23 protein-coding genes and 1 tRNA gene are annotated in these 24,456 nt (G+C 72.7%); 11 read left to right on the top strand and 13 right to left on the bottom strand.

Annotated elements, in window-relative coordinates:
- Nucleotides 1-28 precede the first annotated feature (28 nt).
- A complete protein-coding gene (locus tag Tsedi_RS08035) occupies nucleotides 29-586 on the top strand; it encodes an HNH endonuclease (protein ID WP_143895445.1) in 558 nt (185 codons plus the stop codon).
- Between the two features lie 115 nt (nucleotides 587-701).
- A complete protein-coding gene (locus Tsedi_RS08040; RefSeq protein WP_143895447.1) occupies nucleotides 702-2,714 on the top strand; it encodes a hypothetical protein in 2,013 nt (670 codons plus the stop codon).
- Here Tsedi_RS08040 and Tsedi_RS08045 read toward each other — a convergent pair.
- Genes Tsedi_RS08045 through Tsedi_RS08060 form a run of 4 tightly spaced genes read right to left on the bottom strand, consistent with a single transcriptional unit; the run spans nucleotide 2,666 to nucleotide 8,194 of the window.
- Nucleotides 2,666-4,138 carry an aldehyde dehydrogenase family protein gene (locus Tsedi_RS08045; protein WP_143895449.1) on the bottom strand — a complete coding sequence of 491 codons (1,473 nt, stop codon included), beginning with the start codon at nucleotides 4,136-4,138 and terminating at the stop codon, nucleotides 2,666-2,668. The two genes, Tsedi_RS08040 and Tsedi_RS08045, sit on opposite strands and share 49 nt — an antisense overlap.
- A gap of 25 nt (nucleotides 4,139-4,163) precedes the next feature.
- A complete protein-coding gene (locus Tsedi_RS08050) occupies nucleotides 4,164-5,825 on the bottom strand; it encodes a GMC oxidoreductase (RefSeq protein WP_143895452.1) in 1,662 nt (553 codons plus the stop codon).
- A gap of 23 nt (nucleotides 5,826-5,848) precedes the next feature.
- On the bottom strand, nucleotides 5,849-6,985 hold the full coding sequence (locus Tsedi_RS08055) for an acyl-CoA dehydrogenase family protein (RefSeq protein WP_143895454.1): 1,137 nt from the start codon (nucleotides 6,983-6,985) through the stop codon (nucleotides 5,849-5,851).
- Between the two features lie 27 nt (nucleotides 6,986-7,012).
- Nucleotides 7,013-8,194 carry an acyl-CoA dehydrogenase family protein gene (locus Tsedi_RS08060; RefSeq protein WP_143895456.1) on the bottom strand — a complete coding sequence of 394 codons (1,182 nt, stop codon included), beginning with the start codon at nucleotides 8,192-8,194 and terminating at the stop codon, nucleotides 7,013-7,015.
- A 96-nt stretch (nucleotides 8,195-8,290) separates the two neighbouring features.
- Between Tsedi_RS08060 and purN the strand changes: the two genes are divergently transcribed.
- On the top strand, nucleotides 8,291-8,911 hold the full coding sequence (gene purN / locus Tsedi_RS08065) for a phosphoribosylglycinamide formyltransferase (RefSeq protein WP_143895458.1): 621 nt from the start codon (nucleotides 8,291-8,293) through the stop codon (nucleotides 8,909-8,911).
- Nucleotides 8,912-9,115: 204 nt separating this feature from the next.
- On the top strand, nucleotides 9,116-9,913 hold the full coding sequence (locus Tsedi_RS08070; protein ID WP_221934213.1) for an alpha/beta fold hydrolase: 798 nt from the start codon (nucleotides 9,116-9,118) through the stop codon (nucleotides 9,911-9,913).
- 2 nt (nucleotides 9,914-9,915) lie between these two features.
- On the opposite strand, the gene qhpR is transcribed toward Tsedi_RS08070, so the two are convergent.
- Nucleotides 9,916-10,935 carry an AraC-like transcriptional regulator QhpR gene (qhpR, locus tag Tsedi_RS08075; protein ID WP_185970614.1) on the bottom strand — a complete coding sequence of 340 codons (1,020 nt, stop codon included), beginning with the start codon at nucleotides 10,933-10,935 and terminating at the stop codon, nucleotides 9,916-9,918.
- Nucleotides 10,936-10,942: 7 nt separating this feature from the next.
- Here qhpR and Tsedi_RS08080 point away from each other — a divergent pair, with 7 nt between their 5' ends.
- The gene (locus tag Tsedi_RS08080; protein WP_281280126.1) at nucleotides 10,943-11,551 is read left to right on the top strand and encodes a cupin domain-containing protein; all 609 of its coding nucleotides are present in this window, start codon (nucleotides 10,943-10,945) and stop codon (nucleotides 11,549-11,551) included.
- A gap of 40 nt (nucleotides 11,552-11,591) precedes the next feature.
- Nucleotides 11,592-11,906, top strand: coding sequence for a cupin domain-containing protein (locus Tsedi_RS08085; RefSeq protein WP_143895466.1), 315 nt, complete (start codon nucleotides 11,592-11,594; stop codon nucleotides 11,904-11,906).
- Nucleotides 11,907-11,920: 14 nt separating this feature from the next.
- Here Tsedi_RS08085 and Tsedi_RS08090 read toward each other — a convergent pair whose 3' ends face one another.
- Complete coding sequence (locus Tsedi_RS08090) at nucleotides 11,921-12,505, bottom strand: YqaA family protein (protein ID WP_143895467.1); 585 nt, start codon at nucleotides 12,503-12,505, stop codon at nucleotides 11,921-11,923.
- Nucleotides 12,506-12,516: 11 nt separating this feature from the next.
- Entirely contained in the window at nucleotides 12,517-14,139 is a 1,623-nt protein-coding gene (locus tag Tsedi_RS08095) for a peptide chain release factor 3 (protein WP_143895469.1), read from the bottom strand.
- Nucleotides 14,140-14,288: 149 nt separating this feature from the next.
- On the opposite strand from Tsedi_RS08095, the gene Tsedi_RS08100 reads away from it, so the two are divergent.
- A complete protein-coding gene (locus Tsedi_RS08100) occupies nucleotides 14,289-15,659 on the top strand; it encodes an RsmB/NOP family class I SAM-dependent RNA methyltransferase (RefSeq protein ID WP_143895471.1) in 1,371 nt (456 codons plus the stop codon).
- Between the two features lie 23 nt (nucleotides 15,660-15,682).
- On the opposite strand, the gene Tsedi_RS08105 is transcribed toward Tsedi_RS08100, so the two are convergent.
- The 3 genes from Tsedi_RS08105 to Tsedi_RS08115 all read right to left on the bottom strand — a co-directional run bounded on the left by Tsedi_RS08105 (nucleotide 15,683) and on the right by Tsedi_RS08115 (nucleotide 16,425).
- Nucleotides 15,683-15,769: transfer RNA gene (locus Tsedi_RS08105), tRNA-Leu, on the bottom strand.
- A gap of 44 nt (nucleotides 15,770-15,813) precedes the next feature.
- The gene (locus Tsedi_RS08110; RefSeq protein WP_143895473.1) at nucleotides 15,814-16,128 is read right to left on the bottom strand and encodes a HigA family addiction module antitoxin; all 315 of its coding nucleotides are present in this window, start codon (nucleotides 16,126-16,128) and stop codon (nucleotides 15,814-15,816) included.
- Between the two features lie 18 nt (nucleotides 16,129-16,146).
- Nucleotides 16,147-16,425, bottom strand: coding sequence for a type II toxin-antitoxin system RelE/ParE family toxin (locus tag Tsedi_RS08115; protein ID WP_143895475.1), 279 nt, complete (start codon nucleotides 16,423-16,425; stop codon nucleotides 16,147-16,149).
- Between the two features lie 120 nt (nucleotides 16,426-16,545).
- Between Tsedi_RS08115 and Tsedi_RS08120 the strand changes: the two genes are divergently transcribed.
- Complete coding sequence (locus Tsedi_RS08120; protein ID WP_143895477.1) at nucleotides 16,546-17,157, top strand: DUF6806 family protein; 612 nt, start codon at nucleotides 16,546-16,548, stop codon at nucleotides 17,155-17,157.
- A gap of 99 nt (nucleotides 17,158-17,256) precedes the next feature.
- Here Tsedi_RS08120 and Tsedi_RS08125 read toward each other — a convergent pair whose 3' ends face one another.
- Together Tsedi_RS08125 and Tsedi_RS08130 are read right to left on the bottom strand one after the other, a co-directional pair.
- On the bottom strand, nucleotides 17,257-18,807 hold the full coding sequence (locus tag Tsedi_RS08125) for a fumarate hydratase (protein ID WP_143895479.1): 1,551 nt from the start codon (nucleotides 18,805-18,807) through the stop codon (nucleotides 17,257-17,259).
- Nucleotides 18,808-18,890: 83 nt separating this feature from the next.
- The gene (locus tag Tsedi_RS08130) at nucleotides 18,891-19,490 is read right to left on the bottom strand and encodes a YqhA family protein (RefSeq protein WP_143895481.1); all 600 of its coding nucleotides are present in this window, start codon (nucleotides 19,488-19,490) and stop codon (nucleotides 18,891-18,893) included.
- 156 nt (nucleotides 19,491-19,646) lie between these two features.
- Here Tsedi_RS08130 and acs point away from each other — a divergent pair, with 156 nt between their 5' ends.
- The gene (gene acs, locus Tsedi_RS08135; RefSeq protein ID WP_143895483.1) at nucleotides 19,647-21,641 is read left to right on the top strand and encodes an acetate--CoA ligase; all 1,995 of its coding nucleotides are present in this window, start codon (nucleotides 19,647-19,649) and stop codon (nucleotides 21,639-21,641) included.
- Nucleotides 21,642-21,783: 142 nt separating this feature from the next.
- On the opposite strand, the gene Tsedi_RS08140 is transcribed toward acs, so the two are convergent.
- On the bottom strand, nucleotides 21,784-22,089 hold the full coding sequence (locus Tsedi_RS08140) for a c-type cytochrome (RefSeq protein WP_143895485.1): 306 nt from the start codon (nucleotides 22,087-22,089) through the stop codon (nucleotides 21,784-21,786).
- Nucleotides 22,090-22,231: 142 nt separating this feature from the next.
- Here Tsedi_RS08140 and Tsedi_RS08145 point away from each other — a divergent pair, with 142 nt between their 5' ends.
- The gene (locus tag Tsedi_RS08145) at nucleotides 22,232-22,468 is read left to right on the top strand and encodes a TIGR04438 family Trp-rich protein (RefSeq protein WP_143895487.1); all 237 of its coding nucleotides are present in this window, start codon (nucleotides 22,232-22,234) and stop codon (nucleotides 22,466-22,468) included.
- A 109-nt stretch (nucleotides 22,469-22,577) separates the two neighbouring features.
- Nucleotides 22,578-24,440 (top strand): dihydroxy-acid dehydratase, encoded by a 1,863-nt coding sequence (gene ilvD / locus Tsedi_RS08150; protein WP_143895489.1) that lies wholly within the window; start codon nucleotides 22,578-22,580, stop codon nucleotides 24,438-24,440.
- Nucleotides 24,441-24,456 lie beyond the last annotated feature (16 nt).

The raw sequence follows: 24,456 nt of genomic DNA on the forward strand, positions 1-24,456 counted from the left end.
CGCCAAAGGGCGCTACTATGACACAGCGATGAGGGTGCTGAAGCTGACCGCGCACGGGCTGCCGCAGGCATGGCTGACGCTGCAGCAGGCCGTGCTGCACTACGCCGCCGGCGACGTGCGCTGGGTCGCCGGCGGCTGCATCGCCACCTTCCGCGGCGGCATCAACGCGCGCACCGGCCTGCAGACGCGCGTGGACGTGCACGCCATCATCGGCACGCGCGGGCACAGCCAGATCAACCCGTTCGACGTCGTGCCGAGCCTGACCAACGCCAAGCTGTTCGCACGTGACCGGCAGATGTGCGCCTACTGCGGTCAGCGGTTCGAGGAGCGCGAGCTGACGCGCGAGCACATCGTGCCGCTGGCGCAGGGCGGGCGCGACCAGTGGATGAACGTGGTCACCGCCTGCCGCGCCTGCAACCATCGCAAGGGCAACCGCACCCCCGAGCAGGCGCGCATGCCGCTGCTGTACGCGCCCTATGTCCCCAATCTCTGGGAGGACTTCATCCTGCGCAACCGGCGCATCCTGGCCGACCAGATGGAATTCCTGATGGCGCACCTGCCGCGCCACTCGCGGCTGCACGGCTGAGGGGCGCGCGCGGCGTGGCCGCCGCGCCACGGTGGGCGGCCTCGGCCTTGCCGGCCATGCCGCCGATGGGATCGTGCGGTTAGGATGGATGCTCCATCCCTGTGGAGTCCAGGCCATGACCTCTGCCGCCACCGCACATCGCTGGCGCTTCTTCCGCGCCGGCGGCGTCGACCAGCCGCTGATCGACGGGGCCGACGACCTGCGCGCCCTGCCCGGACTCGACCCGAAGCTGTGGGTGGCGCTGGCCTGCCCGACCAGCGGCCTGACGATCGACCCTGCCACCATGGCGCTGCTGGACCGCGACGGCGACGGACGCATCCGCCGGCCGGAGGTGCTGGCCGCCGTCGCGTGGGTGTGCGACCGGCTGCGCGATCCCGGGATGCTGTTCGACGGCGGCGCCAGCCTGGCGCCGCACGACCTGGCCGACGACGAGGAGGGGCGGGCGCTGCGCGAGGCGGCGCGACTGGTGCTGCGGCGGCTCGGTCGCCCGGAGGACGACCCGCTGACCGCGGACGACTTGGCCGAGCCGGCGCGCGTCTTCCCGCCCGATCTGCCCAACGGTGACGGCCTGGTGCCGGCGGCGCTGGTGGCCAGCGATGCGGAGCTGGAGGCTTGGGTCGGGCGCTTGCTGGCCGTCTACGGGAGTGCTGCCGACCGCAGCGGCCAGCCCGGCATCGGCGAGGCGCAGATCGCCGCGGCGCAGGCCGACGTGGCGGCCGTGCGCGCCTGGCGGGCGGCGCAACCCGAGGGCGATGCGGCGACGCTGGCCGCCGCGTGGCAGGCCGTGCAGGCGCTGGCGGCCAAGGTCGAGGATCATTACACCCGCTGCCGCTTGGCGGCGTTCGATGCGCGGCTGCAGCCGGCGCTGGATTGGTCGCCGCAGGCGCTGGCGACGCTGGGCGAGCCGGCGCTGGCGGCCGCCGGCGAAGCGCTGGCCGCGCTGCCGCTGGCGCACGTCACGCCCGAGCCGCTGCTGCCGCTGCGCGCCGAGGCGCTCAACCCGGCCTGGGCGGCGGCGGTGGAGGCGCTGCGCGTGCAGGCCGTGCAGCCGCTGCTGGGCGAGCGCGAGGCGCTGACCGAGGCGGATTGGCGCCTGCTCAACGCCCGCCTGCGGCCGTGGGGCGAGTGGCTGGCCGCGCGCCCGGCCGTCCCGGCGGCCGACTGGCCGCCCGCCTGGCTGCAGGCGTGGGAGGAGGAGGCCGTGGCGGAGCGGCTGCACGCGGCCGTGGCGTACGACCTCGGCGCCGCGGCACAGGCCGAGCGCATCGAGGCGCTGCGCGCCCTGCTGCTGCTGCGCCGCGACCTCGTCACGCTGCTGCGCAACATGGTCAACTTCGCCGACTTCTACGGCCGCGCGCAGGCGGCGTTCCAGATCGGCACGCTCTACATCGACCAGCGCGAGTGCCGACTGTGCCTGCCGGTGGCCGATGCCGCCGCGCACGCCCAGCTGGCGGCACACAGTGGCATGTACCTGCTCTACGGCGTGTGCGAGCGTGCCGGCGAGGCACCGCGTGGCCTCGTGGCGGCGCTGACCGCCGGTGATGCCTCCGACTTCATGGTGCCGGGCCGCCACGGCCTCTTCGTCGACCACACCGGACGCGACTGGCTGTTCACGCTGCAGCGCGTGGTCGACAACCCGATCAGCGTGCGCGAGGCGTTCTGGCTGCCGTACCGGCGCCTCGGCCGCCTGGTCGGCGAGCAGCTGCGCAAGTTCGCCGCCGCGCGCGACCAGGCCGTGCAGGCGCGCGCCGGCCTCGCCGGCGTTCGACATCGCCAAGTTCGCCGGCATCTTCGCCGCCATCGGCTTGGCGCTGGGGGCGCTCGGCACGGCGCTGGCGGCGGTGGTGACGGGCTTGCTGCAGCTGGCCTGGTGGCAGGTGCCGCTGGTCATCCTCGGGATCATGCTGCTGATCTCGGGGCCCTCGATGCTGCTGGCGGCGCTGAAGCTGCGCCGGCGCAACCTCGGCCCGCTGCTGGACGCCAACGGCTGGGCGGTCAATGCGCGTGCCCGCATCGGCATCCCCTTCGGCCGCCGGCTGACGCTGACGGCGCAGCTGCCGCCCGGGGCGCAGCGCCGGCTCAGCGACGCAGCATGAAGCGCAGCAGCCGCTGCGTCAGCGCGCCGTAGGGCGGGCGCACCCAGCGGTCGAAGACTGCACCCACCAGCGGGTGCTGCTCGTACACGCCCTTCAGGTGCGAGAAGCGCTCGAAGCCGTGGCGCCCGTGGTAGGCGCCCTGGCCGCTTGCCCCCACGCCGCCGAACGGCAGCGCATGCTGCGGTTGGTGCAGCATGCAGTCGTTGACGGTGACGCCGCCGCTCGTGGTGCGCGCCAGCACCCGCTCGATGACGGCGCGGTCGCGCTCGAACAGGTACAGCGCCAGCGGCCGCGGGCCGGCTTCGATGCGCGCCAGCGCCTCGTCCAGCTCGTCGTACGTCAGCACCGGCAGCAGCGGGCCGAAGATCTCCTCCCGCATCAGGGCGGTGTCGGCGGGGGGATCGAGCACCGCCACCGGCCCGAGCACCGCAGGCGCGGGGGCGGGCGCCTCGGGCGGTGGCACCGCCGGCTGCAGCAGCGGCACCAGCGTGGCGCCGCCGGCGGCGGCCTCGGCAGCCAGGCGCAGCATGCGCTGCCACGCCGCCGCGCTGGCCAGCGCGGTGTAGTCCGGGTCGTCCACGCCCCCCGGCCAGCGGCGCCGGGCGTGGGTCTGCAACGCCTGCACGAAGGCGTCGCGCCGCGCCCGCGGCACCAGGCAGTAGTCCGGCGCGATGCAGGTCTGGCCGGCGTTCCAGCCCTTGGCGCTGACGATGCGGTCGGCCGCCTGCTGCAGGTCGGCGCCGGGGCCGACGATGGCCGGCGACTTGCCACCCAGCTCCAGCGTCAGCGGCGTCAGCTGCGGCGCGGCCGCCTGCGCCACCAGCCGTCCGACCCGCGTCGAGCCGGTGAAGAGCAGATGGTCCAGCGGCAGCGCCGCCAGCGCCGCGGCCACTGCCGGCCCGCCCGTGACGACGCACACCTGATCGGGCGGGAAAGCCTCGCCCAGCGTGCGCTGCAGCAAGGCCGCCGTGTGCGGCGCCAGCTCCGAGGGCTTGAGCAGCACCCGGTTGCCGGCCGCCAGCGCGTCGGCCAGTGGCGACAGCGTCAGCTGCACCGGGTAGTTCCAGGCGCCGATGATGCCCACCACGCCGAGCGGCTGCGGCACGATGCGCGCCCGCGCCGGCCAGAACAGGGGATTGACGGGGACGCGCCGCGGCCGCATCCAGCGCGCGACGTGCCGTATCGCGTGACGGATCTGGTCGGCCAGCGGGCCCAGCTCCAGCAGGCGGGTCTCGGTGGCGCTGCGGCGGCCGAAGTCGGCCGCCACCGCCTCCACCCAGGCGCGCTCGTGGTCCAGCACCACCTCCAGCAGGCGGCGCAGGTGCGCGCGGCGCCCCTGCGCGTCCGGCGCCGGCGCGCCACGGGCGGCGGCGCGCATCGTCTCCAGCTGCGCGCGCAGTGCCGCGGCGACGTCGTCGGGTGGCAGGGCGGTCAGGTCGGGGCGCCAGGCGTTCATCGGGAGCGCTTCCTCGGATACCTGCTCAGTGTGCCGCAACGGGCGTGCCGATGCCATCCCACGTCATCGCCGCCGGCGGCGGGACGGCGGCCATGGCGCGCTCGGCCAGCGCGGCGATGGTCAGACTGGGGTTGACGCCGAGGTTGGCGCCGATCACCGAGCCGTCGACGATCCACAGGTTGCGCTGGCCGAAGGTGCGCTGCCAGGCGTCGCAGACGCCGTGCGCGGGGTCGGCTGCCATCACCGCCCCGCCCAGGCAGTGCGCCGTCATCGGGATGTGGAACAGCACCTCCGGCAGCGAGGCCATCGGCACGCCGCCGGTGGCGGCCGCGGCCGCCCGCGCAAAGCGACTGGCCACCTCGATGTGGTGCGGCAGCGGCGCACCGGCACTGCGCAGCCGCGGCCGCCACGGCCACCACCACGGCCGCTGCCAGCGCAGCGTCAGCGTGCCATCCAGCGTCTGCATGCACAGCAGGATCATCGACTCGCGCGCCCAGTCGCGCGGGCGCAGCAGCCGCCAGGTGGCGCGCGGCGCCGTCAGCAGGCCGCGCAGCAGCGCCATCGCCCAGGCCAGCCGGCCATCGCCGGCGCCCATCACCGTCGACAGCAGCGCCATCGCGTCCGAGCCGGCCGGGTAACGCGTTGCCTCCACCGTCGTGTACGGATCGAGCCGGATCGCCGAGCCGATCGCCACGCCGCGCGAGAGATCCTCGGCGCTGCCGGGCCAGCGCACGCCGATCAGCGACTCGGCGTTGGTGCGCACGTCGCGCCCGAGCGCCGGCGACAGGCCGCTCAGGTCGCCGCGGCGGCGCGCCTCCTGCAGCAGCGCCTGCGTGCCCAGCGCGCCGGCGGCGCAGACGACGCCGCGCGCGCGCAGCACCAGCGTCCGCGTGCGTCCGCCCTCGCGCCGGCGGCTGTGCACGGCGTAACCGTGGCGCCCGTCGGGGCAGGCGCCGCCGTCCGGCCCCGGCAGCGGCACCACGCGCGTGACCCGCGTCTCGGCCAGCAGCTGTGCGCCGGCGCGCTGCGCCAGGTGCAGGTAGTTGAGGTCCAGGGTGTTCTTGGCGCCGACGCGGCAGCCGACCATGCAGCCGCCGCATCCGGTGCACGAGCGCCGCGCCGGCCCCGCGCCGTCGAAGTAGGGGTCGGGGTACAGGCGTCCGCCCTCCTGGTCGTCCGCGTCGCCGAAGAACACCGCCACCGGCGTGGGGTGCCAGCTCGCCTCCACGCCGGCGTGGCGCGCCATCTCGCGCAGGCGCCCGTCGGCCGCGGCCAGCCTGCGGTTGACCGTCACGCCCAGCATGCGCTGCGCCGTGGCGTAGTGCGCCGGCATCACGCGCACCCAGTCCTCCAGTCCGGCCCAGCTGCCGTGTTCCCAGACCTGCGGCGGTGGCACCAGCAGCGTGTTGGCGTAGGTGATGGAGCCGCCGCCGACGGCGTTGCCGTGCAGCACGACCACGTGGCGGAACAGCCGCAGGGCGAAGAAGCCGCGCGCACCCAGTTCCGGCCGCCACAGCCAGCGCCGCCAGTCCCAGTTCGTCGCCGGCAGCTCCGTCGGCGTCCAGGCGCGCCCCTGCTCCAGCACCGTGACGCGGTAGCCCTTCTCGGCCAGGCGCAGCGCGCTGACGCTGCCACCGAAGCCCGAACCGATGACGACGAAGTCGGTGTCGTAGGCTGGCGCGCTCATCGCCCGGTCTCGCCAGCAGGGGGTCACGCCGGCGACGGCTGGCCGCCCTCCATCGCCACGCCCGCATCGTCCGTCATGCGGGCGGCCACCTCGCCGAGGTGGTGCAGGGTGTCGCCGAAGGTCAGCTCCAGCTGGGTCAGGCGCCGCAGGCAGTGGCTGATCTCGGCCTCGTCGGTGACGCCGATGCCGCCGTGCAGCTGCACCGCCTGCTGGCCGACGAAGCGCATCGCCTGGCCGAGCTGAACCTTGGCGCGCGCCAGCGCCTGGCGGCGTGGCGCTGGCGGCGCCTCCAGCCGCAGCGTGGCGTACCAGCTCATGCCGCGCGCCAGCTCCAGCTGCAGCTTCATGTCGGCGGCGCGGTGGCGCAGCGCCTGAAAGCTCGCGATCGGCACACCGAACTGCCGGCGTGTGTTGAGATACTGCACCGTCAGCGCCAGCGCCCGCTCCATGACCCCGACGCCTTCGGCGCAGGCCAGCGCGATGCCGATGTCCACCGCCCACGCCAGCGCCGCGGCGCCGTCGTCGGCCACCAGCGTGGCGGGGGTGTCCTGCAGCGCCAGCTCGGCGGCGCGGCTGCCGTCCAGCGTCGTATGGGGGGTCAGGCTCACGCCGGGGGCGCCGCGCTCGACCAGGAACAGGGCCAGGCCGGCCGGCGTCCGCGCCGGCACCAGCCACGCCGCGGCCCGATCCCCGGCCGGCACCGCATGCTTCGTGCCCTGCAGCCGCCAGCCCTCGGCCGTCGCGCGCGCCGTGGTGGTGGCGGCCTCGGGCCGGTGGCGCGCGTGGCGCTCCACGTGCGCCAGCGCCACCAGCTCGCCGGTGGCCAGGCGCGGCAGCCAGGCGGCCTGCAGTGCCGGCGCCGCGTGGCGCTGCAGCACGGCGCTGGCGATGTGCACCTGCGCCAGCGGCTCGGGCAGCAGCGCCGCACCCAGCACCTCGTGCACCACCATCGCCGCCACCATCCCGAGCGCCATGCCGCCATGCGCCTCCGGCACCGTCAGGCCCGGCAGGCCCAACGCCGTCAGCTCTGCCCATGTCGCCGCATCGAAGCCGCCTGCGGCCAGCGTCGCGCGCCGGCGCTCGAACGGATGGCTGCGCTCGGCCCAGCGCTGCACGGCGTCGCGCAGTTGCCGCTGCTCGTCGGTGAAATCGAAGTCCATCGCCGTCTCCTCGTCGGTGGCCCGGGGTCAGCCCAGCAGCGTTTGCGCCACGATGTTGCGCTGGATCTCGTTGCTGCCGCCGTAGATGGTGGTCTTGCGCAGGTTCAGATAACGTGGCGCCAGCGGTGCCAGCGCCGCCGCACTGCCGGGGGCGGGCACGCCGGCGTGGCCTTCCAGCACCGTCTCCAGGTACGGCAGCGCCATCGGTCCGGCCACCAGCATCATCAGCTCGGCCAGCCGCTGCTGGATTTCGCTGCCGCGGATCTTGAGCAGCGCGGCCAGCTCCAGCGCCGGCCGCCCGCCGCGCTCGGCCGCGAGCACGCGCAGCACCAGCATCTCCAGCGCGACGATGTCCACCTCCAGCAGCGCGATGGCGTCGCGCAGGCGCGCATCGTCCCACACGCCCTCGGCCTGCGCCAGGCGCTTGAGGCGCTTGAGCTCGCGCTTGGCGCGGTTGACGTCGGCGATGTTGGCGCGCTCGTGCGACAGCAGGTACTTGGCGTAGGTCCAGCCCTTGTTCTCCTCGCCGATCCGGTTGTCGACCGGCACGCGCACGTCGTCGAACCAGACCTCGTTGACCTCGTACTCACCATCGAGCAGCCGGATCGGCCGCACCGTGATGCCGGGCGACTTCATGTCGATCAGCAGGAAGCTGATGCCGGCCTGCGGTTTGCCCTCGGTGCTGGTGCGCACCAGACAGAAGATCCAGTCGGCGTGCTGCGCCAGCGTGGTCCAGGTCTTCTGGCCGTTGACCACGTAGTGATCGCCGTCGCGCACCGCGCGCGTGCGCAGGCTGGCCAGGTCCGAGCCCGCGCCGGGCTCGCTGTAGCCCTGGCACCACCAGACCTCGCCGCTGGCGATGCCGGGCAGAAAGCGCCGCTGCTGCTCGGCGGTACCGAACGCCATGATGACCGGGGCCACCATCACCGGGCCGAACGGCAGGATCGGCGGCGCGCCGGCCTCGGCCAGGGCCTCGTCGAACAGGTGCTGCTGCACCACGTTCCAGCCCGGTCCGCCGAACTCGCGCGGCCAGCGGTAGGCCAGCCAGCCCTGCCGCCCCAGCGTGCGCGCCCAGCCCTGGATCTCCTCCTTGGTCAGGCGCAGCCCGGCGTGCACCTTGGCCGCCACGGCCGGATCTAGGTGCGCCTCGATCCAGGCGCGTACCTCGTCACGGAACGCCAGCTCCTCGGGCGTGAAGGCCAGATCCATCGCCGTCTCCTCGTCTTGGAAAGGCCTGTTTATGCACGGTCGTTCGCTTTTGCGCTGTCGGCGAGGCGACAGCGCCAGCCGCTACACTGCCGGGCCATGAGCGACGCCCCCCGACCGACCCCCCGCCCGCTGGTGATCCTGATCTCCGGCACCGGCAGCAACATGCAGGCCATCGTGCGCGCGGCGCAGGCGCAGCGCTGGCGCGAGCGCTTGGGCGCGTTCGTCGCCGCCGTCATCAGCAATCGGCCCGACGCCAAGGGGCTGGCCTGGGCGCAAGGGGAGGGCCTGCCGACCGCGGTGGTGGACCACAAGGCCTACCCCAGCCGGGAGGCGTTCGACGCGGCGCTGGCCGAGGCGATCGCGCGCTTCGACCCCGACGGGCGGGCGCTGGTGGTGCTGGCCGGCTTCATGCGCATCCTCACGCCCGGCTTCGTCGAACGCTTCGCCGGGCGGCTCATCAACATCCACCCGTCGCTGCTGCCGGCCTTTCCGGGGCTGCACACGCATCGGCGCGCCCTCGAGGCGGGCTGCCGCTTCGCCGGCGCCACCGTGCACCTGGTGACGGCGGAACTGGACCACGGCCCGATCCTGGAGCAGGCGGTGGTGCCGATCCTGCCCGGCGACACGCCCGAGGCGCTGGCCGCGCGCGTGCTGACGCAGGAGCACCTGATCTACCCGCGCGCCATCGAGCGCTGGCTGCGCGACGCTGGCGCCTGACGTCCATCGTCTGGCGCCGCCGGTCATCGCCGCAGCGCCCTGCATCCGGCACAGTGGGGCCTTGCCTTCCCCCGTGTTGCTGGAGCCGTTGCCATGTCCGCCGTTGGCCGAATCTTCACCCGCGCCTGTGTTGCCGCCGCCCTGACCCTGCCCCTGGCCGCTGGGGCGCTGGCGACCCCCATCCCTCCGGCCGTCACCCGTTATTTGACGCTGCCCCATGGCCGCATCGCCTACGACGACACTGGCGGTCCGGGTCCGCTGGTGCTGGCCATTCCGGGCATGGGCGATCTGCGCCGCGAATACCGGGCGCTGCGGCCCTTGCTGTGGCGCGCCGGCTACCGCGTGGTGACGATGGACATCCGCGGCCATGGCGATTCGTCGGTGGCGTGGGACGACTATTCGGCCCGCGCCGTCGGGCTGGATGCGCTCGAGCTGATCCGGCACCTGCAGGCCGGGCCGGCAGTGATCCTGGGCAACTCGTTTGCCGCCGGCTCGGCGCTGTGGGCCGCGCACGAGATGCCGGCGCAGGTGCGCGGCGTGGTGCTGTTGGGCCCGGTCGTGCGCGACGGCGAGCCGCCGTGGTGGGCGCGGGCGGCGGTGGCGGTTGGCTTCGCCGGTCCGTGGCGCACGGCGTTCTGGATGGCGTTCTGGGACAGCCTGTTCCCCCTGCGCAAGCCGGACGATCACGCCCAGGCGCGCGCCGCGTTGGCGGCCAACCTGCGCGAGCCGGGGCGCATGGCGGCGCTGCGCACGATGGTGGGCCTTTCCAAGGCCGACACCGAGGCGATCGTGGCGCGCAGCCGCGTGCCCGCGCTGGTGGTGATGGGCACGCGCGACCCCGACTTTCCCGATCCGGTGGCCGAGGCCCGCTGGCTGGGCGAGCAGCTGGGCTCCGCGCCCGTCCTGGTGGACGGCGCGGGCCACTACCCGCATCTGGAAGTGCCGCAGCAGGTCGCGCCGGCGCTACTGGCGTTTCTGGCCCGCACGGCCCCGCTGCGATGATGTCAGCGAGCAGCCGTCGAGGCCGGGCGGTCGGCGTCCGTCGCGGGTTGGGCAGATCTCCGGCGCATCGCCTGCGGGGTGGTGCCCGTCCAGCGGCGAAAGGCGCGGTGAAACGCGCTGGGCTCCGAAAAACCCAGCAGGTAGGCCACTTCGCCCAGCGCCAGCCGACCCTCGCTCACCCAGCGCAGGGCCAGCTCGTGCCGCACCGCGTCGAGCAGCGGGGCAAACCCGGTGCCCTCGTCGCGCAGCCGCCGTTGCAGGCTGCGCTCGCTCAGGCCCAGCTGGCGGGCCACGGCGGGCAAAGTCGCGCGCTCGCCGTCCAGCCCCTGCAGCAAGGCGCGCCGCACCCGGTCGGACCACGACGCGGTCGCGGGGCCGAGTCGCTCCAGCAGGCTGTCCGCATGGGCGGTCACGATGCGCGACAGCTCCGCATCGGCCGCGGGCAATGGGCGCCGCAGCACCGCCGCGTCCAGCGCCAGGCACGACTGCGGAGCCCCGAAGCGCGGCGTGACGCCAAACACCGCACGGTGATCCTCGACGCCGCCGACGGCCTCGTGCGCGAAATCGACCGCCACGGCCCGCACCGGGGCGGCGCCGATCTGCGACGCCACCACCACCAGCGAGGCCAGCGTGAACTCCACCGCGTGCCGGCTGGGCCGCGCACGGGGGTCGGCGAAGCGGTGCACGATGCGCACCACCGCGCCCTGGGCCTGGATGTCGAATGTGGCCACGTCGTGCAGCAGCCGGTTGTAGCGCGCCAGCCGCTGCAGGGCCGTGCCCAGATTCGGCGCCGTGCGCACCGCATAGTCCAGCACCTGGAACATGCCGGGGCGAATCGCCGCCGCCGCATGCAGCCCGAAGGCCACGTCGCCGCTGCGCCGCGCCGCCTCGTCCCACAGGCGGGTTTCCACTGCCAGGGGCATGCGCGCGTCCGGGTCGTCCAGCCACGCCACATCGAACCCCGCTGCGGCCATCAACCCATCGGCCGCCACCCCCCGCGCCGCGGCCGCGCCCACGATCATGGCGCCGATGCGGGCCGAGACCGAGATCGCGTTGGAAACCGTTGTGCCGTCAGCAGGCATGGCGCAGGATACCCAGGGTGTGCGACGAATCGTCGTCGCCATCCTACCCCTTCGAGGAGATGCCCACATGCCGGCCGGACCCGCTCCCGTGTCTGAAGTGGCGGTCGCCGCCCGCGACGTGCCGCCCCGCACCCAGCCTTCGCTCTACCCGCCACCGTTCGCCGCCCGCGTGACCGGCCGCATCAAGCGGGCGTTGGGCGACGTGTTCGGGCTCAGCCGCTTCGGCGTCAACCTCACCGAACTGGCGCCGGGTGCAGTCTCGTCGCTGCGCCACGGGCACAGCCACCAGGACGAATTCGTCTATATCCTGCAAGGCCACCCCGTGCTGCGCACCGATGCCGGCGACACGCCGCTCGCCCCCGGCATGTGCGCCGGCTTTGCCGCCGGCTCGGGCGATGCGCACCAGCTCGTCAACCCGACCGCCGAAACGGTGGTCTACTTGGAGATCGGCGACCGAACCCCCGGCGACACGGTGCACTACCCCGACGATGACCTGCGGGCCGTGCGCGTCGATGGCCGCTGGGTCTTCACCCACAAGGACGGCCGGCCGTACTGACCTCGTGCAACGCCCGCCCCTGCCACCTTGGAAGCACCCCATGCCCACCATCATCCGCCCCCGTGATTTCACCGCCGAGCGCGCCTGGGGCGCGCTCGACATCGCCCGGCTCGACGGCATCACCGTGCGTCTGCACTGGACCGACGCGCCCTACCGCTGGCACGTCAACGATGGCGCGGAGGTGTTCACCGTGCTCGACGGCTGCGTCGAGATGCGCTGGCGCGAGGCCGGCGAGGAGCACCGCCGCCTGCTGGAGCCGGGCGACGTCTTCTTTGCCGAGGCCGGCTGCGAGCACGTGGCCCATCCGCAGGGGCCGGCGCGCATCTTGGTCGTGGAGCGGGCGGGGTCGGTCTAGTGGCCGGCCGATCGTCAGTGCAGACCGTACCAGATCGCCCCGCCAACCACCACCAGCCCCACCACCGCCCAGCCGATGCGGTCGATGTGGCGGCGCAGCAGCGGCTCCATGCGCGCGCCGCCCCAGCGCATCAGCGCGGCCACCAGAAAGAAGCGCGCCCCCCGTCCGACGAGGGAGGCCAGCGCGAACGGCAGCAGCGGCATGGCCAGCGCCCCGGCGGCGATGGTGAACACCTTGTACGGAATCGGCGAAAAGCCGGCGACGAACACCGCCCAGGCGCCCCAGGCGTCGAACCACGCCACCGCCTGCTGATAGGCCGGCCAGTAGCTGCTGCCGCGCAGCCACGGCTCGATGGCCGCGAACGCCAGCCAGCCGATGAGATACCCCGCCAGCCCCCCCAGCACCGAGGCCCAGGTGGTCAGCCACGCCAGCCGCCAGGCGCGCTGCGGCTGGGCCAGCGCCATCGGCACCAGCATCACGTCCGGCGGCACCGGAAAGAACGACGACTCGGCAAAGCTCAGCGCCGCCAGGTAGCGCGGCGCGCGCGGATGGCGCGCCCACGTGAGCGCGCGGTCGTAGAGCGGGGCGAACAGCCTCATCGCGGCGATCCTCAGGCCGCGGCCGAATGGAACACCAGCCCGGCGTGCTCGCGCATCGCGTGGAAGCGGATCCTGGGCCAGTTGCCCTCCACCGCGCGCAGCGTGGCGGCGTGGTCGAGCAGGATGGCCGGCGCATCCACCGCATCCCACGCCATGCGGTGCAGGTTGGCGTCGATGAAGCGCTTGAGTTCCGCCTCGCCGCCGTTTTCCGGCGGGCAGGTCACCCAGCGCACCACGTGGTAGGGGCTCGGGGCGATGCGCGCCTTGACGCCGTATTCGGTCTCCAGCCGCTGCTGCACCACCTCGAACTGCAGCTGCCCCACCGCCCCCAGGAGCAGCACCGAGCCCGCCATCGGCCGGAAGACCTGGATCGCGCCTTCCTCGCCGAGCTGCTGCAGGCCGGCGCGCAGCTGCTTGGTGCGCAGCGGGTCGGCCACCTCGACGCTGCGGATGATCTCCGGCGCGAAGAACGGCAGCCCGGTGAACTGCAGCGCCTCGCCTTCGGTGAGCGTGTCGCCCAGTTGCAGCAGCCCGTGGTTCGGGATGCCGATGATGTCGCCGGCGTAGGCCTCCTCCAGCAGCTCGCGCCGCTGCGACAGGAACGACACCACCGTGTTGGGCTTGAACTCCTTGCCGGTGCGGGTGATGCGCAGCTTCATGCCGCGCTCGAAGCGGCCGCTGGCCACGCGCACGAAGGCCACGCGGTCGCGGTGCGCCGGGTCCATGTTGGCCTGGATCTTGAACACCACGCCGCTGAACTTGGGCTCGGTCGGCGCCACGGTGCGCTGCAGCGCGGGTTTCGGCCCCGGCGGCGGGGCCAGATCGACCAGCGCGTCCAGCACCTCCTTGACACCGAAGTTGTTGATCGCCGAGCCGAAGAACATCGGCGTTTGCGTGCCGGCCAGGAACGCCGCGTGCTCGAACGGTGGCGTGGCGGCCTCCACCAGCTCCAGCTCCTCCTGCGCCTGCCGCCACTCGGCGCCGAAGCGCTGGGCGATCGCAGGGTTGTCGCGGCCCGCGAGGATCTCCTCGTCGCCGCCGCGGCGGTCCTCGCCGGGGGCGAAGACGCGCATCTGCTCGGCGCGGCGGTCCCACACGCCGTGGAACAGCTTGCCCATGCCGACCGGCCAGGTGAACGGCACCACCGTCATGCCCAGCTCGCGCTCGATCTCGTCCAGCAGGTCCAGCGGCGCCTTGACCTCGCGGTCCATCTTGTTGATGAAGGTCAGGATCGGCGTGTTGCGCGCGCGGCAGACCTGCAGCAGCCGCCGCGTCTGCGGCTCCACGCCGTTGGCGGCGTCGATCACCATCAGCGCCGCGTCCACGGCGGTCAGCACGCGGTAGGTGTCCTCGCTGAAGTCCTGGTGCCCCGGCGTGTCCAGCAGGTTGATGACGCAGTCGCGGTACTCCATCTGCATCACCGAGCTGGCCACCGAGATGCCGCGCTGCTTCTCGATCTCCATCCAGTCGCTGGTGGCGTGGCGCGCGGCCTTGCGCGCCTTGACGCTGCCGGCGATGTGGATGGCGCCCGAAAACAGCAGCAGCTTTTCGGTCAGCGTGGTCTTGCCCGCGTCGGGGTGCGAGATGATGGCGAAGGTGCGCCGGCGGCGCACCTCGGAGGCGAGGTCTGGCATGGGGCGCGATTATCCGGCAGCGCCCCGGCCGCATCCGGTACCCGCTGCCGGGGTTCGGGGACGTCCAGCCCGGGCGGCACGGGCCGACCTGCCGTGACCGGACAGGTTGCCCGTGACGAGCGGCCGCCGGGCTGCGGGACAATCGCGCCATGGGTCACCCTCGTCCTTCCCGACGGTCGCCAACCGCCCGTGCCCGGCCTGCGGAGGCGCTGGCGCTGGCCGCCGACCTGCTGCAGCAGACCCTGGCCTTCCGCCAGCCCCCTGACGCGGTGCTGGCGCACGCGCTCGGCCAGGGGCCGCGGCGGGTCGGCCAGCGCCTGCGCCAGGCGCTCGGGGACACGCTCTACGCGGCCTTGCGCGCGCTGCCGCGCTGGCACTGGCTGGCGCGGCGCCTGCGTGGCGAGGAGGGCGTGGGGCTGCTCGACGTGGCCGCGCTGCGCGCCGACGCCCCGCTGTGCCGGGCCGTGATGGCGCTGGCCTGGCCGGCCGAGGCGCTGCCGGCGCTGCGCGAGAGCGACCCCGCCGCGGCCGAGGAGGCGCAGGTGCTGCAGGCGCGCGCGGCGGCGCTGGACCTGGCGGCGGCGCCCAAGGCGGCCCGTCTGGGGCTGCCGGAGTGGCTGCTGCAGCGGTTGCAGGCGCGGCTGGGGCCGGCCGAACTGCCGTCGCTGGCGCAGGCACTGCACCAGCCCGCCCAGGTGGATCTGCGCGTCAACGTGCTCAAGGCCCGCCGCGCGCAGGCCCAGGCGGCGCTGCAGGCGCATGGTCTGGCGGTCACCCCCACCCCCCATGCGCCGCACGGCCTGCGCCTGCCGCAGCGCACCCGCCTGGCCGGCCTGCAGCCGTACGAGGAGGGCTGGATCGAGGTGCAGGACGAGGGCTCGCAGCTGATCGTGGCCATGGTGGGGGCGCGCCGCGGCGAGACCGTGGTGGACTTCTGCGCCGGCGCCGGGGGCAAGACGCTGGCGCTGGGGGCGGCGATGCGCGACAGCGGCCGGCTGTATGCCTTCGACACCGTGCCGCGGCGGCTGCTGGCGCTGGCGCCGCGGCTGGCGCGTGCGGGGCTGAACAGTGTCGTGACCCTGCAGATCAGCGGCGAGGACGACGAGCGGCTGCAGCGCCTGCATGGCAAGGCCGACCGCGTGCTGGTCGACGCGCCGTGCACCGGCACCGGCACGCTGCGGCGCCACCCGGAGCTGGCCTGGCGCCACGATCCGGCCAGCGTCGCCCGGCACGCGGCGCTGCAGGGGCGCATCCTGGCCGCGGCGGCGCGCCTCGTGCGGCCCGGCGGGCGCCTGGTCTACGCCACCTGCAGCCTGCTGGACGAGGAAAACGAGGACGTCGCCACGGCGTTCGACGCCGCCCACGGCGGGGCGTTCGAGCCGCTGCCGGCGCAGACGCTGCTGGAGGAGGCGCGCGTCGCCGATGCGGCGGCGCTGGTCGACGGCCCTTACCTGCGCCTGTGGCCGCACCGCCACGGCTGCGACGGCTTCTTCGCCGCCGCGTGGCAGCGCCGTGACTGAGGCCGCGCCCGCACGTGCGGCCCTGGTGCGGGTGGCGGGACTCGAACCCGCACGGCCTTGCAGCCTCAGGATTTTAAGTCCTGTATGTCTACCGGTTCCATCACACCCGCTTCCGGTGGCCGGGATTCTATCGGTGCCGCCTGCGGCTGCGGGCTCATGACGCCGGGGCGTGCTCGAAGCGCCGGATGCGGGCCAGCGCATCGACCAGCGCGACGCGCGCCAGCGTCATGTCATCGTCGGCCTGCAGGCCCATCCAGAACTCGGCGCTGTTGCCAGAGAATGCCGCCAGCCGCAGCGCCGTGTCCGCCGTGATCGCGCGGCGCTCCCGCACGATGTCGTGGATGCGGGTGGCAGGCACCCCCAGCGCCAGTGCCAGCGCGTGGGGCGTCAACCCCAGCGGAACGAGGAATTCCTCGCGCAGCACCTCGCCCGGGTGGATGGGCCGCATGCCCGGCGTCACGCTGTCCATGGTCTCGATCTCCTTGCGTCAGTGGTAGTCCACGATCTCGACGTCGTACGCGTCGCCGTCGAGGAAGCGGAAACAGACCCGCCACTGGTCGTTGATGCGGATGCTGTGCTGCCCGCCGCGGTCGCCGCGCAGGGCCTCGAGCCGGTTGTCGGGCGGGATGCGCAGGTCGTCCGGACGGGTGGAGCGGTGCAGCATCGCCAGTTTGCGCTCCGCCACCGCGCGGATGTTGGCAAAACGCGGCACCGCCCCTCCGCCGAACAGCGCCTCGGTGTCGCGGCAGCGGAACGACCGGATCATGGTTCGGGTTTGACGTGAGACGGTCAACGCACGGAAGAAACCCGGCGAGGCGGCCCGCCCGACCCGTCCGCCGGACCCCCGGCCGTACAATGGAGGCTTTGACCGCAAACGGTGGCGAGCATGAGCCAGGACAACCCGCCTTTTGAGATCCACGTGCACGGTGACGTGCCGCTGCGCGACGACGTGGACTTTCCGCAGATCCAGGAGGCGCTGCGCCCGCTGTGGCAGTATGTCGGGGCCCGCTCGCTGGTCGACGCCGCCCCGAGCAACTACGAGGAGGAGCCGGGCATCCGCTTCGACCCCAAGGCCCATCTGCTGCAGATGTGCTGGACGATCGAGGGCGACGAGGATTTCCGCCTGGCCATCGAGGAGGCCTGCATGGGCCTCAACGAGATCTCCGCGATGGGCGCGGCCATCGAGGTGTCGTTCTACGACCTCGAGTTCGACGAGGACGAGGCCGAGCCGGACGCGCAGGCGCGCGACGACTTCGTCATGTGCTTCGTCGGCCCGACGCCGGCGGCCATCATGCAGGTGCAGCGCGACATGCTGGTGCGCGACGTCGTGGAGCTGATGGAGCGCCATTTCGACGCCTCCGAGCTCGGCGGCGTCATCCAGGCCATCGACCAGCTGTTCGCCAACCGCTTCGACGCGATGGTCAACTCGCTGCAGCTGGGCAAGCCGCCGCGCGGCGGCGGCCACGGCGGCCCGCGCAAGCCGCGCCACCTGCATTGACGCGCGGCCGTCGGTGCCCGGGTCCCGCCCCGGTGACGGCGCGGCCTCGGGCAGGGCGGCCGGCGGCCGCGCCGGGGCGGGATGCCCCGGCCCGCCCCTTCAACCCGCGGTGACCGCGATGCCCTTGAATTCGCCGCTGGCGATGCGCTGGCGCCACTCGGCCGGGCCGCTTTCGTGCACGCTGGTGCCGCTCGAGTCCACCGCCACCGTCACCGGCATGTCGCGCACCTCGAATTCGTAGATCGCCTCCATGCCGAGGTCCTCGAAGGCCACCACGCGCGCGGCCTTGATCGCCTTGGCCACCAGGTACGCCGCCCCACCCACCGCCATCAGGTAGGCGCTGCGGTTGTCGCGGATGGCCTCGATGGCGGCCGGCCCGCGCTCGGCCTTGCCGACCATCGCGATCAGGCCGGTCTTCTCCAGCATCATGCGCGTGAACTTGTCCATGCGCGTGGCGGTGGTGGGGCCGGCCGGGCCCACCACCTCGTCGCGCACCGGATCGACCGGGCCGACGTAGTAGATGACGCGGTTGGTGAAGTCCACCGGCAGCTTCTCGCCCTTGGCCAGCAGGTCGGCGATGCGCTTGTGCGCGGCGTCGCGGCCCGTGAGCATCCGGCCGTTGAGCAGCAGCTTGTCGCCGACCTTCCAGCGGGCCACCTCCTCGCGCGTGAGCGTGTCGAGATCGACGCGGCGCGCGCTTTGCGTATCCGGCGTCCAGGTCACCGCCGGCCAATCCTCCAGCCGCGGCGGCTCCAGCCGGGCCGGGCCGCTGCCGTCCAGCTCGAAGTGCACATGGCGCGTGGCGGCGCAGTTCGGGATCATCGCCACCGGCAGGCTGGCCGCGTGGGTGGGGTAATCAAGGATCTTGACGTCCACCACGGTGGTCAGGCCCCCCAGCCCCTGCGCACCGATGCCCAGCGCGTTGACCTTCTCGTACAGTTCCAGCCGCAGCTCCTCCACGCGCGTCAGGCGCTCGCCGCGGCGGTGGCGCTCGATCAGCTCGTGGATGTCCACCGGCGCCATCAGGGCCTCCTTGGCCAGCAGCATGGCCTTCTCGGGCGTGCCGCCGATGCCGATGCCGAGGATGCCCGGCGGGCACCAGCCCGCGCCCATCGTCGGCACGGTCTTGAGCACCCAGTCGACGATCGAGTCGGAGGGGTTGAGCGCGACGAACTTGGTCTTGTTCTCCGAGCCGCCGCCCTTGGCCGCGCAGATCACCTCGACCTTGTCGCCGGGCACGATCTCCACGTGGACCACCGCCGGGGTGTTGTCGCGCGTGTTGCGGCGCGCGCCGGCCGGGTCGGCCAGCACCGAGGCGCGCAGGGGGTTGTCCGGGTGGGTGTAGGCGCGCCGCACGCCCTCGTCCACCATCTGCTGCAGGCTCATCGTGGCGTCAGGCCACGTCACGTTCATGCCGACCTTGAGGAACACCACCGCGATGCCGGTGTCCTGGCAGATCGGCCGGTGCCCCTCGGCGCTCAGGCGCGAGTTGGTCAGGATCTGCGCGATGGCGTCCTTGGCCGCCGGCGACTGCTCGCGCTCCCAGGCCCGTCCGAGCGCCTGGATGTAGTCGACCGGGTGGTAGTAGCTGATGAACTGGAAGGCGTCGGCGACCGACTGGATCAGATCGTCCTGGCGGATGGCGGTCATGGTACGTTCCCCTTTCGTAACGCGATGGCGGCGTGGCGGACGGCGCTGCGCCCGGCCGGCCGCGCGCCGGCGGGCCGAGGGCGTCAATGCTCCTCGTCGTCGCCCGGATGGTGGATGAGCTTTTCGGTCAGCGCGATCGCCAGGGCGCTCAGCAGGAACACCGCGTGGATCACGGTCTGCCACAGCAGCACCTTGTCGCTGTAGTTGGCGGCGTTGATGAAGGTCTTAAGCAGGTGGATCGAGCTGATGCCGATGATGGCGGTGGCCAGCTTGACCTTCAGCACCCCGGCGTTGACGTGGTTGAGCCATTCCGGCTGATCCGGATGGTCCTCCAGCCGCAGGCGGCTGACGAAGGTCTCGAAGCCGCCGACGATGACCATGATCAGCAGGTTGCTGATCATGACCACGTCGATCAAGGCCAGCACCACCAGCATGATGATGGTTTCGTTGAGGCCGTCCAGCGGCTCGCTGGGGACGTAGCCGATGCTGTTGACCAGCTTGTCCAGCGCCTGCTGGTTGCCGAAGGCGGCCTCGATCAGGTGCACCAGCTCGACCCAGAAGTGGTACACGTAGACGGTCTGGGCGACGATCAGGCCGATGTACAGCGGCAGCTGCAGCCAGCGGCTGGCGAAGATCAGCCGCGGCAGCGGCGCGATCGGCTTGAGGTGCTGGGGAGGTTGCATCGGGGGCTGGCGCTGCGGTACAACGTCGGGCGCGTGGATTGTAGTGGCTGGCTGCCGGCGGCGCGCGGCCCGCGGACGACCGTAAGGGCCTCGTCAGCGGCCGGCGGCACAGTCGTCGCCCGTTGTTCCTGACCAACGTCCCGAGGAGAACCCGACATGGCTGAATCGAGCGCCGCCATCGCGTCGATGCTGGTGGAAAACCGCGTCTTCGAGCCCAACCCGCAGCTGGTCGCACAGGCCCGCATCAGCGGCATGGACGCCTACCGCGCCCTGTGCGCCGAGGCCGAGGCTGACTTCGAGGGCTTCTGGGCCCGGCGCGCGCGCGAGCTGCTGCACTGGCACAAGCCGTTCACGCAGGTGCTCGACGAATCGAACAAGCCGTTCTACAAGTGGTTCGCCGACGGCGAGCTCAACGCCTCGTACAACTGCCTCGACCGGCACATGGGCACGCCGGTGGAGCACAAGACCGCCATCATCTTCGAGTCCGACGACGGCCAGGTCACGCGCGTGACCTACCGCGAGCTGCTGCAGCGCGTGGCGCGCATGGCCAACGCGCTCAAGAGCCTGGGTGTCAGGAAGGGCGACCGCGTCATCATCTACATGCCCATGACCATCGAGGGCGTGGTGGCGATGCAGGCCTGCGCGCGCATCGGCGCCACGCACAGCGTGGTGTTCGGCGGTTTCTCGGCCAAGGCGCTGCAGGAGCGCATCCAGGACGCCGGCGCGGTGGCGGTCATCACCGCCAACTTCCAGATGCGCGGCGGCAAGGAGCTGCCGCTGAAGGGCATCGTCGACGAGGCGCTGGCGCTGGGCGGCTGCGACAGCGTGCGCCACGTCATCGTCTGGCAGCGCACCGCCACCGCCTGCAACATGGTGGCCGGCCGCGACCTGTGGCTGCACGACGTGCTGGCCGGCCAGAGCGATGACTGCCCGCCCGAGATCGTCGGCGCCGAGCACCCGCTGTTCATCCTCTACACCTCCGGCTCCACCGGCAAGCCCAAGGGCGTGCAGCACTCCACCGGCGGCTACCTGCTGTGGGCCAAGCAGACCATGCTGTGGACCTTCGACCTGAAGGACAGCGACGTCTTCTGGTGCACGGCCGACATCGGCTGGATCACCGGCCACACCTACGTCGCCTACGGGCCGCTGGCCGCCGGCGCCACGCAGATCGTCTTCGAGGGCGTGCCGACCTATCCCAACGCCGGCCGCTTCTGGCAGATGATCGAGCGCCACAAGGCCACGATCTTCTACACCGCGCCCACCGCGATCCGCTCGCTCATCAAGGCCAGCGACACCGACGAGAAGGTGCACCCGCGCAACTGGGACCTGTCGACGCTGCGCATCCTCGGGTCGGTCGGCGAGCCGATCAACCCCGAGGCGTGGATGTGGTACTACAAGCACGTCGGCGGCGAGCGCTGCCCGATCGTCGACACCTTCTGGCAGACCGAGACCGGCGGCCACATGATCACGCCGCTGCCGGGCGCCACGCCGCTGGTGCCGGGCTCGTGCACGCTGCCGCTGCCCGGCATCTTCGCCGCCATCGTCGACGAGCAGGGCAACGAGATGCCCCACGGACAGGGCGGCATCCTGGTCATCAAGAAGCCCTGGCCGTCGATGATCCGCACCATCTGGGGCGATCCGGAGCGCTTCAAGAAGAGCTACTTCCCCGAGGAGCTCAAGGGCTACTACTTGGCCGGCGACGGCGCGGTGCGCTCGGAGGATCGCGGCTACTTCCGCATCACCGGCCGCATCGACGACGTGCTCAACGTCAGCGGCCACCGCATGGGCACGATGGAGATCGAATCCGCGCTGGTGGCCAAGACCGACCTCGTCGCCGAGGCCGCGGTGGTCGGCCGCCCGGACGAGCTGACCGGCGAGGCCATCGTCGCCTTCGTCGTGCTCAAGCGCCCGCTGCCGCAGGGCGAGGAGGCCAAGAAGATCGCCGACGAGCTGCGCGCCTGGGTGGCCAAGGAGATCGGCCCGATCGCCAAGCCCAAGGACATCCGCTTCGGCGAGAACCTGCCCAAGACGCGCTCCGGCAAGATCATGCGCCGCCTGCTGCGCGCCATCGCCAAGGGCGAGGCGATCACGCAGGACATCTCCACGCTGGAGAACCCGCACATCCTGGAGCAGCTGGCCAAGACCAACTGAGCCCGGCACGGCGCCCGCTCCCGCATGGCGGGCGCGCCGCGGCAGCGCCGCGCACGAAAAAACCCCCACCGCACGCGGTGGGGGTTTGCTTTGGGGCGAGCCACTCGACCCCGGCGGACGCCTGTCCCCGGGGGGCCGGGCGTCACTTCAGGCTCAGCACCCAGGCGGCCAGCTTCTTGGCCTCGGCGTCGCTGACCTGCGGATTGGCCGGCATCGGCACCGCCCCCCACACGCCCGCGCCACCCTTCTGGATCTTGGTGGCCAGCATGTCGGCGGCCTTGGCGTCGCCGGCGTACTTCTTGGCCACGTCCTTGTAGGACGGGCCGACCAGCTTCTTGTCGACGGCGTGGCAGGCCATGCAGTTCTTGGCCTTGGCCAGCGCCTCGTCGGCCAGGGCAGGGCCGGCCACGGCGGCGGTGGCGGCCAGGATCAGCAGCGCGCGTTTCATGTCGGAGACCTCCGGGATACAGGGTTGGGATCGAAGCACGTGTCCCATTCTAGCCAGCCGCCACTGCGGCACAATCGGGTCTTACACCTTGTTGCAACCGATACAGGACGGCGGGCCGTCCGCGGCGCGAAGGAAAACGGCGATGGTGGCACTCGTGATCGGCGTCATTCTGCTGGGCCTGAAGCTGGCGGGCGTGTCGTGGGTGGCCGGGCTCGGCTGGCACTGGGTGCTGGCGCCGTTCGGGCTGGCCGCGCTGTGGTGGTGGTGGGCCGACTGGTCCGGCTACACCAGGCGCAAGGCGATGGAAAAGGAAGAGGCGCGCAAGGCGGCGCGGCTGGCGCGGGCGCGTGCCAACCTGCGCCCCGGCGAGCGTCCCTGAGCGCGGGCATGCTGGCACAATCGGGCGCGCGCATTTCCCGCTGGCCGGCCATGGTGCCCGGGGGATGCGCCCCCGATTCCGTTGACCTCTGACCGCCTTGGCCCCCACCATGCCCACCTACCGTTCCCGCACCACCACGCACGGCCGCAACATGGCGGGTGCGCGCGCCCTGTGGCGCGCCACCGGCATGAAGGACGGCGACTTCGACAAGCCCATCATCGCCATCGCCAACTCGTTCACGCAGTTCGTGCCCGGCCACGTGCACCTGAAGGACCTGGGGCAACTCGTGGCGCGCGAGATCGAGGCCGCCGGCGGCGTGGCCAAGGAGTTCAACACCATCGCCGTGGACGACGGCATCGCGATGGGCCACGACGGCATGCTGTACTCGCTGCCCAGCCGCGAGCTGATCGCCGACAGCGTCGAGTACATGGTCAACGCGCACTGCGCCGACGCGCTGGTGTGCATCTCCAACTGCGACAAGATCACCCCGGGCATGCTGATGGCGGCCATGCGCCTCAACATCCCGACCGTGTTCGTCTCCGGCGGGCCGATGGAGGCCGGCAAGGTGCGCCTGGCGGTGCCGGGCGAGCAGGCGGTGCAGATCAAGAAGCTCGACCTGGTCGACGCGATGGTCATGGCCGCCGACGCCTCGGTCGACGAGGCCACCGTGGCGGAGGTGGAGCGCTCGGCCTGCCCGACCTGCGGCTCGTGCTCCGGCATGTTCACCGCCAACTCGATGAACTGCCTGACCGAGGCGCTGGGCCTGGCGCTGCCCGGCAACGGCACGGTGCTGGCCACGCACGCCGACCGCGAGCAGCTGTTCCGCCGCGCCGGACGGCTGATCGTCGAGCTGGCGCGCCGCCACTACGAGCAGGGCGACGACGGCGTGCTGCCGCGCGCCATCGCCACCTTCGAGGCGTTCGAGAACGCCATGTCGCTCGACATCGCGATGGGCGGCTCGACCAACACCATCCTGCACCTGCTGGCCGTGGCGCAGGAGGCCGGCGTGCCGTTCACGATGGCCGACATCGACCGCCTCTCGCGCCGCGTGCCGACGCTGTGCAAGGTGGCGCCCAACACCGGCAAGTACCACATCGAGGACGTGCACCGCGCCGGCGGCATCATGGCCATCCTGGGCGAGCTGGCGCGCGGCGACCTGCTGCACACCGGCGTGCGCACCGTGCACAGCGCCACCCTGGCCGAGGCGCTGGCGCACTGGGACGTCATGGTCACCGCCTCCGAGGAGGTGCGCACCTTCTACCGCGCCGGACCGGCCGGCATCCCGACGCAGCAGCCGTTCAGCCAGGCCACGCGCTGGCCCACGCTCGATCTGGACCGCCGCGATGGCTGCATCCGCTCGGTCGAGCACGCCTACTCGCGCGACGGCGGGCTGGCGGTGCTCAAGGGCAACCTCGCCCCGGATGGCTGCGTCGTCAAGACCGCCGGGGTCGACGAGAGCATCCTCGTCTTCGAGGGCGCGGCGCACGTGGTGGAATCGCAGGAGGAGGCGGTCGAGCACATCCTCGGCGACCGCGTGCGGCCCGGCGAGGTGGTGGTGGTGCGCTACGAGGGCCCGCGCGGCGGCCCCGGCATGCAGGAGATGCTCTACCCGACCTCCTACCTGAAGTCCAAGGGGCTGGGCAAGGTCTGCGCACTGCTGACCGACGGGCGCTTCTCCGGCGGCACCTCGGGGCTGTCGATCGGGCATGTGTCGCCGGAGGCGGCCGCCGGCGGACCGATCGGCCTGGTGCGCGACGGCGACCGCATCCGCATCGACATCCCCAACCGCCGCATCGACGTGCTGGTGGACGAGGCCGAGCTGGCGCGCCGCCGCGCCGAGCAGGATCGCCTGGGCTGGAAGCCCGCGCGCCCGCGGGCGCGCAAGGTTTCCGCGGCGCTCAAGGCCTACGCGCTGCTGGCCACTTCGGCCGACCGCGGCGCGGTGCGCGACCTGGCGCGCCTGCAGGGGTGAGGCCGGCGGCGGTCGG

Origin of the sequence: Tepidimonas sediminis, from assembly GCF_007556605.1 — a bacterium.
Lineage (GTDB): Bacteria > Pseudomonadota > Gammaproteobacteria > Burkholderiales > Burkholderiaceae_C > Tepidimonas > Tepidimonas sediminis.

Excerpts from the sequence above, each read along its gene's own strand:
- qhpR (WP_185970614.1), bottom strand. The coding sequence starts at position 10,935 with ATGATCGTGGGCGCGGCCGCGGCGCGGGGGGTGGCGGCCGATGGGTTG.
- Tsedi_RS08085 (WP_143895466.1), top strand. The coding sequence starts at position 11,592 with ATGCCCACCATCATCCGCCCCCGTGATTTCACCGCCGAGCGCGCCTGG.
- Tsedi_RS08060 (WP_143895456.1), bottom strand. The coding sequence starts at position 8,194 with ATGGATCTGGCCTTCACGCCCGAGGAGCTGGCGTTCCGTGACGAGGTA.
- ilvD (WP_143895489.1), top strand. The coding sequence starts at position 22,578 with ATGCCCACCTACCGTTCCCGCACCACCACGCACGGCCGCAACATGGCG.
- Tsedi_RS08140 (WP_143895485.1), bottom strand. The coding sequence starts at position 22,089 with ATGAAACGCGCGCTGCTGATCCTGGCCGCCACCGCCGCCGTGGCCGGC.
- Tsedi_RS08040 (WP_143895447.1), top strand. The coding sequence starts at position 702 with ATGACCTCTGCCGCCACCGCACATCGCTGGCGCTTCTTCCGCGCCGGC.
- Tsedi_RS08095 (WP_143895469.1), bottom strand. The coding sequence starts at position 14,139 with ATGCCAGACCTCGCCTCCGAGGTGCGCCGCCGGCGCACCTTCGCCATC.
- Tsedi_RS08045 (WP_143895449.1), bottom strand. The coding sequence starts at position 4,138 with ATGAACGCCTGGCGCCCCGACCTGACCGCCCTGCCACCCGACGACGTC.
- Tsedi_RS08035 (WP_143895445.1), top strand. The coding sequence starts at position 29 with ATGAGGGTGCTGAAGCTGACCGCGCACGGGCTGCCGCAGGCATGGCTG.
- Tsedi_RS08145 (WP_143895487.1), top strand. The coding sequence starts at position 22,232 with ATGGTGGCACTCGTGATCGGCGTCATTCTGCTGGGCCTGAAGCTGGCG.
- Tsedi_RS08125 (WP_143895479.1), bottom strand. The coding sequence starts at position 18,807 with ATGACCGCCATCCGCCAGGACGATCTGATCCAGTCGGTCGCCGACGCC.
- Tsedi_RS08080 (WP_281280126.1), top strand. The coding sequence starts at position 10,943 with ATGCGGGCCGAGACCGAGATCGCGTTGGAAACCGTTGTGCCGTCAGCA.
- Tsedi_RS08050 (WP_143895452.1), bottom strand. The coding sequence starts at position 5,825 with ATGAGCGCGCCAGCCTACGACACCGACTTCGTCGTCATCGGTTCGGGC.
- acs (WP_143895483.1), top strand. The coding sequence starts at position 19,647 with ATGGCTGAATCGAGCGCCGCCATCGCGTCGATGCTGGTGGAAAACCGC.
- Tsedi_RS08100 (WP_143895471.1), top strand. The coding sequence starts at position 14,289 with ATGGGTCACCCTCGTCCTTCCCGACGGTCGCCAACCGCCCGTGCCCGG.
- Tsedi_RS08120 (WP_143895477.1), top strand. The coding sequence starts at position 16,546 with ATGAGCCAGGACAACCCGCCTTTTGAGATCCACGTGCACGGTGACGTG.
- Tsedi_RS08115 (WP_143895475.1), bottom strand. The coding sequence starts at position 16,425 with ATGATCCGGTCGTTCCGCTGCCGCGACACCGAGGCGCTGTTCGGCGGA.
- Tsedi_RS08110 (WP_143895473.1), bottom strand. The coding sequence starts at position 16,128 with ATGGACAGCGTGACGCCGGGCATGCGGCCCATCCACCCGGGCGAGGTG.
- Tsedi_RS08130 (WP_143895481.1), bottom strand. The coding sequence starts at position 19,490 with ATGCAACCTCCCCAGCACCTCAAGCCGATCGCGCCGCTGCCGCGGCTG.
- Tsedi_RS08055 (WP_143895454.1), bottom strand. The coding sequence starts at position 6,985 with ATGGACTTCGATTTCACCGACGAGCAGCGGCAACTGCGCGACGCCGTG.
- Tsedi_RS08090 (WP_143895467.1), bottom strand. The coding sequence starts at position 12,505 with ATGAGGCTGTTCGCCCCGCTCTACGACCGCGCGCTCACGTGGGCGCGC.
- purN (WP_143895458.1), top strand. The coding sequence starts at position 8,291 with ATGAGCGACGCCCCCCGACCGACCCCCCGCCCGCTGGTGATCCTGATC.